This window comes from Kitasatospora sp. NPDC032757 (assembly GCF_055579305.1).
Genome location: NZ_JBVINN010000005.1, coordinates 214,738 through 229,125, shown reverse-complemented (window position 1 = coordinate 229,125; position 14,388 = coordinate 214,738). Strand labels below are relative to the sequence as shown.

At 75.0% G+C, this 14,388-nt stretch carries 4 protein-coding genes; 1 reads left to right on the top strand and 3 read right to left on the bottom strand.

Features of this window, described 5'->3' with window-relative positions:
• Positions 1-334: 334 nt before the first annotated feature.
• Complete coding sequence (locus ACZ5WK_RS10560) at positions 335-706, bottom strand: hypothetical protein (protein WP_465546878.1); 372 nt, start codon at positions 704-706, stop codon at positions 335-337.
• A gap of 192 nt (positions 707-898) precedes the next feature.
• A complete protein-coding gene (locus ACZ5WK_RS10555) occupies positions 899-1,543 on the bottom strand; it encodes a TetR/AcrR family transcriptional regulator (protein WP_465546876.1) in 645 nt (214 codons plus the stop codon).
• A 112-nt stretch (positions 1,544-1,655) separates the two neighbouring features.
• Here ACZ5WK_RS10555 and ACZ5WK_RS10550 point away from each other — a divergent pair, with 112 nt between their 5' ends.
• Complete coding sequence (locus ACZ5WK_RS10550) at positions 1,656-3,458, top strand: MFS transporter (RefSeq protein ID WP_465546874.1); 1,803 nt, start codon at positions 1,656-1,658, stop codon at positions 3,456-3,458.
• A gap of 401 nt (positions 3,459-3,859) precedes the next feature.
• On the opposite strand, the gene ACZ5WK_RS10545 is transcribed toward ACZ5WK_RS10550, so the two are convergent.
• Positions 3,860-14,371, bottom strand: coding sequence for a type I polyketide synthase (locus ACZ5WK_RS10545; protein WP_465546873.1), 10,512 nt, complete (start codon positions 14,369-14,371; stop codon positions 3,860-3,862).
• Positions 14,372-14,388 lie beyond the last annotated feature (17 nt).

Genomic DNA, 14,388 nt, shown 5'->3' with positions numbered 1-14,388 from the left:
CGGGCGCACTGCACACAGAGAGACGGCCGAAACCGGTCCCAGGTTGCACATACGACGGTCGTAATGACCGACGAACGCCCCCCGGGGACCATCCCCGCTCCCCTCCGGAGCCCCTGTAGCCACAGGTAGCCCATTCGGAGCATACAAGCTGGTCATATTTTTTCTCGGCCCGCTCCGGGGTCCCCCCGGGCAGGGCCCCGGGCGAACACGGCAGTTGACGGGGCGGGTGGTACGGACGCGCCAGGGTGGCGCGGCGTCAGGAATCGGCAGGGTGGCGCGGCGTCAGGAATCGGCGGGGTGGCGCGGCGTCAGGAATCGGCGGGGTGGCGCGGCGTCAGGAATCGGCGGGGAGGCCTCCGGGGTCGATGTGGTCGCCCGCGACGCTCCCGGGCGGGCGGCCGCGCAGGCAGGGCTCACTGGCGTCCTCGACCACGCCCTGCTCCAGGAGTTCCTCCACCCACCGGCCGAGCGCCACCCGCACCAGCAGCGGGTCCATCCCCCAGGCGCGGCTCAGGCCGACCGCGGTGGCGTCGAGGCGCCAGCCGTGCTGCTGCAGGGCGATCCACATCGCCGCCGCGGAGGCCCCGCAGCTCCACCGCTCGCCGGTCGCACCCCGGCGCAGTTCGAGCATGCCCCCGGCTCCGACGGAGCCGGTCACGCCGGACACGGGCCGTACCCGTGTCCACATCTCCTCGTCCTCCCTCAACGCAAGCTCCTCTTGGCTGGCCGGATGCCCGGCAGTCGGCCTCCGGAGCCGGTAGCTCCTCACGCACGGCCGACCGCTGACGGTAACAATCCCAGGCTAGGCCGGGCCCGCCGCTACGAGAACCTGCCAAAGCCCCCTATGAGAGGTGGAGTTAGGCCCCACGCCCCCATAGGGGGTGTCGGCCGCGCCGCCTCAGTCGGCGGTCGCGGCCGGCAGCGCGCCGGCTTCCGGGGCACCGCCCTCCGGAGCGGCGCCGGCCTCCGCAGTGGCGCCGGCGCGGTTGACCGCGTCGACGAACACCCGCATGGCCTGGGCGATTTCGTCCCCGTTCGGCGCCCCCTCCGGGTCGAGCAGCCACTGCAGGCCGAGACCCGAGACCAGGGCCAGGTGGAACGAGCCCACCAGCCGCACCGTCTTCTCGTCCCCCTCGCCGATCTCGTCCAGGCCGAGCGGGGCCGCCAGGGCGAGCCGGGCGCGCTCGTAGGCGCGGGCGAGCTGTTCGCGCAGGCCCGGCACCCGGTCGGCCTGGGCGAACGCCTCGATACTGGCGAGCAGCAGGGGTCGCTGGGAGTCGAAGAACTCCGTGACGCTCCGCCAGGCCGTGTCGATCGAAGGATCGGTGGCCTCATCGAGGATTCTGCGGAGTTCGGTACCCCAGTCCTCGAACGATTCGATCACCGCCTCGCTGAGCAACGCCTCCTTCGAGCCGAAGTGGTACCCGATCGAGGCGAGGTTGGCCCCGGACGCGGCGACGATGTCGCGCGCGGTGGTCCGGGCATAGCCCCGCTCATACAGGCATTTCTTGGCACCAACCAGCAGATCTTCACGATTTCCCACGTTGCCCATCGTAGCCACGGAAGGCCGTTTGCGACATACGTTCGTCAGAGACGCTCGTACATCTTAGACGGACGTACTAGACAAGCATCTAGGACGTACGTATGCTTCAACCATGAACGCAGACACGCAACGTGCCGACCGGAAGGCGTGGATCGGTCTTGCCGTCCTGGTCCTTCCCGTCCTGCTGGTCTCCCTCGACATGCACGTCCTGTCCTACGCGCTGCCCATGATCAGCAGCTCGTTGGAACCGAGCAGCTCGGAGCTGCTGTGGATCATCGACATCTATCCGTTCATGCTGGCCGGACTGCTGCTCACGATGGGCACGCTCGGTGACCGGATCGGCCGGCGGAAGCTGCTGATGTTCGGTGCGGTCGCCTTCGGCACCGCGTCCGCGCTCGGCGCCTACTCCAGCAGCGCGGAAATGCTCATCCTGACCCGCGCACTGCTCGGCGTCGGTGGCGCGACCCTGATGCCGTCGACGCTCTCGCTCATCCGCAACATGTTCCACAACGCGGAGCAGCGCCGGGCCGCCATCGCCGTCTGGACCGGCGCGTTCGCCGGCGGTGCCATGCTCGGACCGCTCATGGGCGGCGCGATCCTGGAGAAGTTCTGGTGGGGCGCCGTCTTCCTGGTGAACCTCCCGGTCATGGCGGTGCTCGTGGTGCTCGCGCCGCTGCTGCTCCCCGAGTCCAAGGACTCGAACCCCGGCCGGTTCGACTTCCTCAGCTCGTTCCTCTCGCTGGCCGCGCTGCTCCCCACCATCTACGGCGTGCAGCACATGGCCGGGGAGGGCGTCAGCGCCCTGCCGATCGCCACCATCGTGATCGGTCTGACCGTCGGCTACGTCTTCCTGCGCCGCCAGCGGATGCTCGCCCAGCCCATGCTGGACATCAAGCTCTTCCGCAGCCGGGCCTTCACCGCGTCGATCACCGCCAACACGCTCGGTGTCTTCTCGATGGTCGGCTCCAGCCTCTTCACCACCCAGTACCTCCAGATGGTGGCGGGCGTCCGGCCGTTCGTCGCCGGTCTGTACGCACTCCCCGCGGCCGGCGCCGCGATGACCGCCGCCTCGCTGGCGCCGATCGTCGTCCGCCGGGTGCGCCCCGCCTTCGTCGTCGGCACCGGCCTGCTGATCGGTGCGGTCGGCTTCGTCATCCTCGGCCAGGTCGACGGCGGCACCGGGATCGCCGCGCTGGTCGCCGGCACCGCGACCATGGCCGGCGGCATCACGCTCGTCCTGACCATCTCCTCCGACATGATCATCTCCACCGCGCCGCCGGAGAAGGCGGGCACGGTCTCCGGCCTCTCCCAGATCGCCACCGAGTTCGGCGGAGCGCTCGGCATCTCCATCCTGGGCAGCGTCGGCACCGCGGTGTACCGCTCGGACCTCGCCGACAAGGCACCGCAGGGGGTCGCCCCGGCGACGCTCGAATCGGCCCGCGACACGCTCGGCACCGCCCTCGACGTCACCAGCCGGATGCCGAAGGACCTCGGCCAGGCGCTCGCCGACGCGGCCCGGACCTCCTTCACCCACGGCCTCCAGATGGCGATGTTCACCGCCGCCGGCCTGCTGGTCCTGATGGCGCTGCTGGCCGTCACGCTGCTGCGCAAGGTCAGCATCCCGACCAAGTCGGCGGAGCCGGCCGCCCCCGAGGCCCCCGTGGCCCCGGTGCTGCACCAGCCCGAGCCGCGGCCGGTCCACGCCTTCCAGGGGGCGCCGGGCCAGTACGGCCACGACGGCTACGGCACCTCCCAGGACCGGTCCGCCGGCTACGGAGGGTCGACGGAGGCCAACTTCTACGGCCCGCAGGGTGGTTCCGAGCAGTACGGCGACCCGGGCAGCTACGGCACCGCGGGCCAGGGCCGGGCGCGGCACCGCCGGGGAGGTGAGGAGAACCCCTTCGAACGGCAGTGAGTGAACGGCAGGACAGCGGCAACCGAAGCGTGTGCCGGACCGGGCAACCGGTCCGGCACACGCTTCTTTGCGTGGCGGGGGCGGTCCGGGGTCACCGAAGGGCTCGGCGCGGACGGGGGCCGGGACGAACCCGGGGGTCGGGACGGCGAGGGGGGCTCGCGCGGTCCGGGCCCGCCGGGGCGGTCCGGGCCCGCCGCGGGCGGAGAGGAGAGGAGAGGAGAGGAGAGGAGACGGACACCCCGCTCCCCCGGCGCGGACGGCCGGCCCCGACACACGAAAAGGCCCGTGCCACCGGAGACACGGGGAAGGGCTCCGGTGGCACGGGCTCGGCCGGGTCGGGCCGTCGGTGGGGGCGGCGGTCCGACCCGGCCTCGGGGAGGCAGGTCCTGCGAGGCGTCCGGTCAGACGCCCAGTTCGTTGTCGAGGATGTCGAACAGGTCCTCGGCGGAGGCTGCTTCGAGCGCGGCCTCGGCGGCGGGCTCCGTTCCGTTCTCCTCGGCGCCCGGTCCGTCGGCCCAACGGGCGCTGAGCGCCCGCAGCCGGGCCGCGATCCGGGCGTGCTCGGCCCCGTCGGGGCTGGCGGCGCCCAGGACGGCCTCCAGGCGGGCCAGTTCGTCCTCCAGGCTGGGCGCGCCGGCCGTCCCGACCAGTTCGCCCCGCAGGTACGCGGCGACGGCGGCCGACGTCGGCTGGTCGTAGATCAGCGTGGACGGGAGCCGCACCCCGCAGGCCACCCCGAGGCGGTTGCGCAGCTCGACCGCGGCCAGCGAGTCGAATCCCAGCTCGGAGAAGCCCCGTTCGGCGTCGACCGCCTCCGGGCCCGCGTGGCCGAGGACCGCGGCGACGTGCGTCCGGACCAGGGTCAGCAGCAGGGCGAGCTGCTCCTCCTCGGCGAGCGCCGACAGCCGCTGGACGAGGCCGTCGGCCCCGGCCTGCTGCCCGCTGCCGGCCGCCCGGCGGTCGCGCCGCACCGGCACCCGGACCAGTTCGCGCAGCAGGTGCGGAACACCCTCCGCCGCGGCCCGTGCCCGGATCGGTGCGATGTCGAGGCGGACCGGAAGGAGTACGGCGTCGTCGGAGTGCAGGGCCGCGTCGAAGAGCGCGAGGCCCTCCGTCACGGGGAGCGCGGTGACCCCCGAACGCGACATCCGCGCCCGGTCGGTCTCGGCGAGCCCCTCGCCCATGCCGTCGCCCGACTCCCACAGACCCCAGGCCAGCGAGACCGCGGGCCGGCCGGCCGCCCTGCGGTGCTGCGCCAGGGCGTCCAGATAGGCGTTGGCGGCGGCGTAGTTGGCCTGGCCGGCGCTGCCCATGGTGCCGGCCAGAGAGGAGAAGAGGACGAACGTGCGGACCGGGTGACCGGCCGTCAGGGCATCCAGGTGGGCGGCGGCGTCGAGCTTGGGCCGCAGCACCGCGTCGTAGCGTTCCGGGGTCAGGGACGCGAAGGTCCCGTCGTCCAGGACGCCCGCCGTGTGCAGCACCCCGGTGAGCGGGTGCGCACCCGGGACCGCGTCCAGCGCCTCGGCCAGGGCCGCCCGGTCGGTGACGTCGCAGGCCCGGACGGTGACGCTCTTGGCACCCAGCTCCAGCAGTTCGTCACGGAGCTCCGGTGCTCCGGCCGCCCGCTCCCCGCGCCGGCTGAGCAGCAGCAGGTGCCGCACGCCGTGCCCGGAGACCAGGTGGCGGGCCACCGCGGTGCCCAGGCCGCCGGTCCCGCCGGTGACCAGCACCGTTCCGTCCAGGTCGAAGGCGGGCTCGGAGTCGTCGGTCGCACCGCCGGTCACCGGCGGCTCGGCCCGGACCAGGCGCGGGACCAGCAGCGCGCCGTCGCGGACCGCCACCTCCGGCGCGCCGAGGGCCACGGCCGCGGACAGCAGCCCGAAGCCGTCCGCCGGGTCCGCGTCGACCAGGGTCAGCCGCTGCGGGTACTCCTCCTGGACGGAGCGCAGGAGGCCCCACAGCGGTGCGTGGACGAGATCCGGCACGGCGTCCCCGGCCGTGGCCGCCACCGCGCCCGCGGTGAGGACGACCAGGCGGGCGCCCTCCAGCCGGTCGTCGGCGAGCAGCCGGGCGAGCGTCTCGGCCGTGCGGCGGACGACCGCCCGTGCCTCGCCACCGGCCGGGTCGTGCAGGACGATCACCTCGGGCGCGGTGTCACCCTCGTCCAACGCCCGGGTGAGATCGGCGAGTTCGCCCCAGGTGTCGACGCCCGCGCCGAGCTCGTCGGCGGCCGGGCCGGCCCCGAGGACGGCCCAGCGGACGTCCGGGACGGTGGCGGGCGCGGCCGCCGTCCGCCAGGAGATCCGGTACATCGCACCGGCGGCGGCGCCTCCGGCCGGAGCGAGCTGCTCGGCCGGCACGGCGCGTGCCACCAGGGAGCGCACCGAGAGGACCGGTGCACCCGACGGGTCGGCGGCTTCGACGGCGACCACCTCGGGCCCGGAGACCCGGAGCCGGACGCGCAGGGCGGTGGCCCCCGCCGAGAACAGCGTCACGCCGTTCCACGAGAACGGGAGCCGCGGCCCGGCCGCCGGGTCGTCGTCCACGGCGGCGCCCGGCAGCAGCGTCGCGTGCAGCGCCGCGTCGAGCAGGGCCGGGTGCAGACCGAAGGCCTCGCCGTCCGCGTGGGCCTCCTCGGGCAGCGCCACCTCCGCGAACACGTCGTCGCCGCTCCGCCAGGCCTTGCGCAGGCCCTGGAAGGCCGGGCCGTAGCCGTAGCCCTGACCGGCCAGTTCGTCGTACGCGTCCAGGACGGGCAGCTCCTCGGCCCCCTCGGGCGGCCAGACCGTCAGGTCGGCGCCCTCCTCGGCGCCCTCCTCGGCGGGCTGGTCGCCGGGCAGCAGGATGCCGCTCGCGTGGACCGTCCACTCGTGGTCGGGCTCCGCGCCCTCGGGGCGTGCGTGGACGCGGACCGGCCGCTGCCCCTCCTCGTCCGGTGCGCCGACCGCCACCTGGATCTGGACCGCGCCGTGTTCGGGCAGGGCCAGCGGGGCGGTCAGCGTCAGCTCGTCCAGCCGGCCGGATCCGACCTGGTCACCGGCCCGGACGGCCAGCTCCACGAACGCGGAACCGGGCAGCAGGACGGTGCCGGCCACCGCGTGGTCGGCCAGCCAGGGCTGGGCGGCCACGGAGATCCGGCCGGTGAGCACCACGCCGTCGGAGTCGGGGAGTTCGACGGCCGCGCCGAGCAGCGGGTGCGCGGTCGGCCGCAGGCCCAGGGCGGAGGCGTCCACGGCGGCGGGCGCCGCGTCGAGCCAGTAGCGCTCGTGCTGGAAGGCGTAGGTCGGCAGGTCCACCCGGCGGGCGCCGGACCCGTGGAAGAGGCCTTCGCCGTCGAGCGCCCAGCCGCTGATGTAGGCATCCGCGACGGCGGCGAGGAAGGTCCGGGCCTCGTCGCGGCCCTTGCGCAGGGCCGGGACGAGGAGGGCGTCGTCGGGGTCGGCCAGGCAGGCCTGGGCCATGCCGGTCAGCACGCCGTCGGGGCCGAGTTCGAGGTAGCGGGTGACGCCGGCGGCTTCGAGGGCCCGGATGCCGTCGGCGAAGCGGACGGCCTGGCGGACGTGGCGGACCCAGTACTCGGGGTCGCGCAGGTCGTCGCCGTCGGCGAGCCTTCCGGTGACGTTGGAGACGACGGCGACCTTGGGCTCGCCGAAGGTGAGACCCCGGACAACGGTCCGGAACTCCTCCAGCATCGGCTCCATCAGCGGCGAGTGGAACGCGTGCGAGACGGTCAGCCGGACGGAGGCGATGCCACGCTCCTTCAACTGGGCGACCACCTCGCCCACCGCGGCCTCGGCACCCGAAATCACCACCGACGAAGGCCCGTTGACGGCCGCCACACCGACCTCGGCCTCGCGGCCCTTCAGCAGCGGCAGCACGTCCGCCTCGGCGGCCCGAACGGCCACCATGACCCCGCCGGCCGGCAGCGCCTGCATCAGCCGGCCGCGGGCGGCGACCAGTGTGCACGCGTCCGCCAGCGACAGGACCCCGGCCACGTGAGCGGCCGCGATCTCGCCCACCGAGTGCCCGGCGAGGAAGTCCGCGCGCACACCCAGCGATTCGACCAGCCGGTACAGCGCCACCTCGACGGCGAACAGCGCCGACTGCGTGAAGACCGTGTCGTCCAGCGAACCCGACGTGCCGACGATGACCTCGCGCAGCGACACGCCCAACTCACCGTCCAGCAGCGAGCACACCTCGTCCAGGGCGGCAGAGAAGACCGGGAACACCGACGCCAGCCCGGCGCCCATCCCGACCCGCTGCGAGCCCTGACCGGTGAACAGGAACGCCGTCCGGCCTGCGCCCGCCCGGCCGGTGACCGCCAGGTCCGAAGGGCGGCCCTCGGCCACCGCGGCCAGCTCGGCCAGCACCTCCTCACGCGTCGCACCCAGCACCACCGCGCGGTGGGGGTGCGTGGTGCGCGTGGTCAGCGACGAGTAGCCGAGGTCCAGCAGGCGGGAGCGGTCGGCGGCGACGAACGCGCGCAGCCGCTCGGCCTGCGCCCGCAGCGCCTCCTCCGTCCGGCCGGAGACCGCGAGCGGGACCAGGGCGCCGTCGGGCCACTGCCCCTCGGCGGTCCGCAAGGCCTCCTCGACGGGCTCGGCCGCCGGGGCCTCCTCCAAGATGACGTGCGCGTTGGTGCCGCTGATGCCGAACGAGGAGATACCGGCCCGGCGCGGTGTGCCGTCCGTCCTCTCCCACGGCTGTGCCCGCGTCAACAGCTCGACGTCGCCCGCCGACCAGTCCACGTGCGAGGACGGAGCGTCCACGTGCAGGGTCTTCGGCAGCACCTCGTGGCGCATCGCCTGGACCATCTTGATGATGCCCGCGACACCGGCGGCAGCCTGGGTGTGGCCGAGGTTCGACTTCACGGAGCCCAGCCAGAGCGGCCGGCCCTCCGGACGGTCCCGGCCGTACGTCGCCAGCAGCGCCTGCGCCTCGATCGGGTCACCCAGCGTGGTGCCCGTGCCGTGCGCCTCGACGGCGTCCACGTCGGCCGTGGACAGCCCCGCGTCGGCCAGCGCCGCCCGGATCACCCGCTGCTGCGACGGACCGTTCGGCGCCGTCAGCCCGTTGCTCGCACCGTCCTGGTTCACCGCCGAACCCCGCACCACCGCGAGGACCTGGTGGCCCTTGCGGCGGGCCTCCGAGAGCCGCTCCACCAGGAGCACACCCACGCCCTCGCCCCAGCCGGTGCCGTCCGCTGCCTCCGCGAACGGCTTGCAGCGACCGTCCGCGGCCAGACCGCGCTGGCGGGTGAAGTCGATGAACGTGTCCGGGGTGGCCATGACGGTGACACCGCCGGCCAGAGCGAGGTCGCACTCGCCGCGGCGCAGCGCCTGGATCGCCCAGTGCAGGGCGACCAGCGAGGACGAGCACGCGGTGTCGACGGACACCGCCGGGCCCTCCAGACCGAGGCTGTAGGAGACCCGGCCGGAGACCACGCTGCCCAGGCTGCCGTTGCCCAGGTAGCCGCTGACGTCCTCGGGAACGGCGCCGAGCCTGGTGGCGTAGTCGTGGTACATCACGCCGGCGAAGACGCCGGTCTGGCTGCCCTTGAGCGAGGACGGGTCGATGCCGGCCCGCTCGATGGCCTCCCAGGACGCCTCCAGCAGCAGCCGCTGCTGCGGGTCCAGGGCCAGCGCCTCGCGCGGGGAGATGCCGAAGAACTCGGCGTCGAAGTCGGCCGCGTCGTACAGGAACCCGCCCTCGCGGCTGATGGTCCGGCCCGGCTTGCCCGGCTCCGGGTCGTAGATGGCGTCGGTGTCCCAGCCACGGTTCTCGGGGAATCCGCCGATGCCGTCACGGCCGGCGGCCAGCAGCTCCCACAGTTCCTCGGGCGAGCGGACGTCGCCGGGGAAGCGGCAGCTCATCCCGACGATCGCGATCGGCTCGTCGTCCGAGAACACGACGGCGGGGCCTGCCTCGGCGCCGGACTCCTCCTCGGCGCCGACGAGTTCGTCCCGCAGGAAGCGGGCCAGCACGTCGGAGGCCGGGTAGTCGAAGACGAGCGTGGCGGGCAGCCGCAGGCCGGTCTCCTGGTTGAGCCGGTTGCGCAGGCTCACCGCCGCGAGGGAGTCGAAGCCGAGCTCCTTGAAGGCGCGCTGCGGCTCCACGGCGTCCTTGCCGCCGTGGCCCAGGACGCCCGCGACCTCGGCGCGGACCAGGTCGAGCAGGAAGGTGTCGCGCTCGTCCGCCGCCATGCGGACGAGACGGTCGCGCAGGCTGTCGGACGCGCCGGCTCCGGCTGCGGCCCGGCGGGCGGCCACGGGGACCAGACCGCGGAGCATCGCCGGCACGGGCTCGGCCGAGCGCCAGACGGCGGCGAAGTCCCAGTGGACCGGCAGCAGCACCGGCTCCTCGGAGGCGAGCGCCGCGTCGAAGAGCTCCACGCCCTTCTCCGCCGTGAGCGCGAGGACGCCGCCGGCGGCGATGCGGTCGATGTCGGCCTGGGAGAGGTTGCCGCCCATGCCGGTGCCGGTGTCCCAGAGGCCCCAGGCCAGCGAGAGTGCGGGCAGGCCCTCCTCCCGGCGCCGGCGGGCCAGCGCGTCCAGGTAGGCGTTGGCCGCGGCGTAGTTGCCCTGGCCGGCGCCGTCCAGCGTGCCCGCCACGGACGAGAACAGGACGAACGCCTTGACCGGCAGGTCCCGGGTCAGCTCGTGCAGGTGCCAGGCCGCATCCGCCTTCGGACGCAGCACCGCGTCCACCCGCTCCGGGGTCAGCGAGCCGATCGTCCCGTCGTCCACCACACCGGCCGTGTGCACCACACCCGCCAGCGGACGGTCCTGCGGCACCCGGCCCAGCACACCGGCCAGCGCCTCACGGTCGGCGACGTCCGCCGCCTCCACCAGCACCGACTCCGCACCCAGGGACACGAGTTCGTCCCGCAGCTCCACCGCACCCGGCGCCGCCTCACCACGGCGGCTCACCAGCACCAGGCTCCGCACCCCGTGCCCGGTCACCAGATGCCGGGCCACCACCGCACCCAGACCACCCGTGCCACCGGTCACCAGCACCGTCCCGGCACCGCCGAACGGCGAACCGGACCCGGCATCGGCCCGCACCACCCGCGGAACGAACACCGCACCGTCCCGCAGCACGAGTTCGGGCTCACCCGAGGCGACGGCCGCGGGCAGCAGCCGCAGCGACGCGTCGCCGCCGGCCAGCTCCACCAGCACGAACCGCCCCGGCTCCTCCGCCTGCGCCGACCGCACCAGACCCGCCACCGCACCACCGGCCAAGGACCCGGCCTCCGCCACCACCACCAACCGCGACGACGCGAACCGCCCATCCCCCAACCATTCCTGAAGAACAGTCAGCACACCGGAGACGGCGTCCCGCGGCTCACCACCACCCACCGGCAGCACCACCACGGCCGCACCCGCAGCCGACCCCAGATCCGCGACCGCCTCCACACCGGACACCCCGGCACCCAACGCCACCCAACGGCCCTCCCGCACCACACCCGCATCCACCGGGAGCCGAGTCCAGTCCAGCCGGAACAGCGCGTCGTGCGTGGCGGCCGGAGCGGCCGAGAGCTGCTCGGGGGTGACGGTGCGCAGGGCGAGCGAGTCGACGGAGGCGACGGGCGCGCCGCTCGGGTCGGCGAGCTCCAGGGAGATCGCCCCGGCGCCCCGGGCCGTGAGCCGGACCCGCAGTGCGGACGCCCCGGTGGCGTGCAGGCGCACGCCGCTCCACGCGAAGGGCAGCCGCAGCGCGGTGTCCGCCGCCTGGGCGCCCTGGCCGGCGGCGTGCAGGGCGGCGTCGAGCAGCGCCGGGTGCAGGCCGAAGCGGGTGGCCTGGTCCCGGACCTCCTCGGGCAGGACGACCTCGGCGAAGACGTCGTCACCGCGCCGCCAGACGGCGCGCAGCCCCTGGAAGGCGGGCCCGTAGCCGTAGCCCTGCTCGGCCATCCGCGCGTAGGCGTCCGACACGTCGACCTCGGCCGCGCCCTTCGGCGGCCAGGCGGTCAGGTCGAAGGACGGCCCGCTCTGCCCCGGCAGCAGCGTGCCGGTGGCGTGGACGGTCCACGACCGCTCCCCCGCGCCGGCGGAGACCGACCGGTCGTCGGGGCGGGCGTGGATGCGGACGGGGCGGCCGCCGCCGTCGCCGGGGGCGCCGACGGAGACCTGGATCTGCACGCCGCCCTGCGCGGGCAGGACCAGCGGCGCGGTCAGGGTCAGTTCGTCCAGCAGGCCGTAGCCGACCTGGTCACCGGCCCGGATCGCCATCTCGACGAAGGCGGTGCCGGGCAGCAGCACCGTGCCGCCCGCGGCGTGGTCGGCGAGCCACGGCTGGGTCTCCAGGCTGAGCAGCCCGGTGAGCAGTGCCTCGTCCGCGTCGGCGATGGCGATGGCGGCGCCGAGCAGCGGGTGGCCGGCCGCGGCCAGGCCGAGCGCGGCCGGGTCGCCGGTGTCGGCGACGGACTCGGGCCAGTAGCGCTCGTGCTGGAAGGCGTAGGTCGGCAGGTCCACCCGGTGGGCGCCGCGGCCCGCGTGGAAGGCCTGCCAGTCCACCGCGACGCCCAGGGTGTGCGCCCGGCCGAGCGCCTCGGTGAAGCTCTCGGCGGGGGCGTCCGGACCCGGCGGGGCGATCACGGCGGTGGGGACGTCGGCGGTGGCCGCCTCCAGGACGGTGGCGGCGGGCAGGGCGGCCGGGCCGGCGCCGACGAAGAGCGTGTGGCCGTTCCCGACCAGGGCATGCACCGCCCGGGCGTACTCCTCGTCCGTCCGGCTGAGGTGGAGCTGGACCGCCGCCGAGCCGGTGCCGGTGCCGGCCGGCAGCTCGGCGGTGGCGTCGGCGGCGAGCCGGGCCGCCTCCTCCGGGGCGACGGCCCCGGCCAGCCGGGCGGCGGCGATCGCGCCGCTGCCGTGGCCGAGCACGGCGGTGGGGCGCAGGCCGTGCGCGCGCCACAGGGCGGCGAGCGCGACCTGGACGGCGTAGGCGCCGGGCCGGGCGACGTCCGGGCGGTCCGGGGCCGGCGCCGTCGGCGCTCCCTCGACCACCGCGGTGAGGTCCCAGCCGGTGTGGGTGCGCAGCTCGGCGGCCACCGTCCGCAGCTGCTCGGCGAAGAGCGGGGAGGCGGCGGCCAGGCCGCGGGCGAGCGGTGCCCAGTCGGCGGGCCCGGCGCCGGCGGCGCCGCCGTGGTCGGGCAGGACGAGGACGGTGCGGGGCTCGCGCCCGGCCACACCGCGGGCCAGCCCGGCGGACTCCTCGCCGCGGGCGAGGGCGCGCAGGCCGGCGCTCAGCGCCTCGGCGTCGGCGACGGTCAGCGCGGCCCGGTGCTCCAGGGCCGCACGGGACAGCGCCAGGGAGTACGCGACGTCCGGCAGGCCGGGGGCGCCTGCCTCCTCCAGGCGGTGCAGGAGGCGCTCGGCCTGGGCGCGGAGGGCGGGTTCGTCCCGGGCTGAGAGCACGAACGGCAGCGCGGCGGTGCCCCCCGTCCAGACCCGGGGCCCGTCGGTGCCGGCGGGCGCCGCGTCGCCGCGGGCCGGGGCCTCCTGGGCGGCGCCGTCCTCCTCGGCCGGGGCCTCCTCGATGATCACGTGCGCGTTGGTGCCGCTGATGCCGAACGAGGAGATGCCGGCCCGGCGCGGCGCGCCGTCCGCCTGCTCCCACGGCCGGGCCTCGGCGAGCAGCTCGACGGCGCCCGCCTCCCACTCCACCTGGGAGGTCGGCGCGTCCACGTGCAGGGTCCGGGGCAGCACCCCGTGGCGCATCGCCTGGACCATCTTGATGATGCCCGCGGCGCCCGCCGCGGCCTGGGTGTGGCCCATGTTGGACTTGATCGAGCCGAGCCAGAGCGGCCGGCCCTCCGGCCGTTCCCGGCCGTACGTGGCGAGCAACGCCTGCGCCTCGATGGGGTCGCCGAGGCGGGTACCGGTGCCGTGCGCCTCCACCGCGTCGACCTCGGCGGCGGAGAGCCGGGCGTTGGCGAGCGCGGCGCGGATGACGCGCTGCTGGGACGGGCCGTTGGGTGCGGTGAGCCCGTTGCTGGCGCCGTCCTGGTTGAGGGCGGAGCCCCGGACGACAGCCAGCACCCGGTGCCCGTTCCGGCGCGCGTCGGAGAGGCGCTCCAGAACGAGCATGCCCACGCCCTCCGACCAGCCGGTGCCGTCGGCGGCCTCGGCGAAGGACTTGCAGCGGCCGTCGGGGGCGAGGCCGCGCTGACGGCTGAACTCGACGAAGGTGCGCGGCGTCGACATCACCGTCACACCGCCGGCCAGCGCCAGCGTGGAGGTGCCCTGGCGCAGCGACTGGGCCGCCAGGTGCACCGCCACCAGCGAGGACGAGCAGGCGGTGTCGATCGAGATGGCCTGACCCTCCAGGCCCAGGCTGTACGACACGCGCCCCGACACGACACTGCTGTCCGTGCCGACGACCAGGAACCCCTCCGCGCCCTCGGCGACCGTGCCGGGCCGCGCGTGGTAGTCGGCGGCCATGACGCCGACGAACACCGAGGTCTGGCTGCCGCGCAGCGTGTGCACGTCGATGCCGGCGTGCTCGAACGCCTCCCAGGACGCCTCCAGGACAATCCGCTGCTGCGGGTCCGTGGCGGAGGCCTCGTGCGGGCTCATGCTGAAGAACGGCGCGTCGAACAGCGGGGCGTCGTGCAGGAACCCGCCCTCCTTGGCGTAGGTCTTGCCGGACCGCGAGGCGTCGGTGTCGAAGACGCCTTCGAGGTCCCAGCCCCGGTCCTCGGGGAACCCGGTGACGGCGTCCCGGCCCTCGGCGACCAGCCGCCACAGGTCGTCCGCGTTCTCGACCCCGCCGGGGAAGCGGCAGCTCATCCCGACGATCGCGATCGGCTCCTGGGCCGCGGCGGTGACCTGGTCGTGCCGCCGGCGCAGCCGCTCGTTCTCCAGCAGCGACTTGCGCAGCGCGTCCGCTATCTGCTCGACAGAAGTACTCACAGTTCCTACGCCTTCCT

Bases quoted from the DNA above. Each gene is read 5' to 3' on its own strand.
- ACZ5WK_RS10550 (WP_465546874.1), top strand. From the start codon at position 1,656: ATGAACGCAGACACGCAACGTGCCGACCGGAAGGCGTGGATCGGTCTT.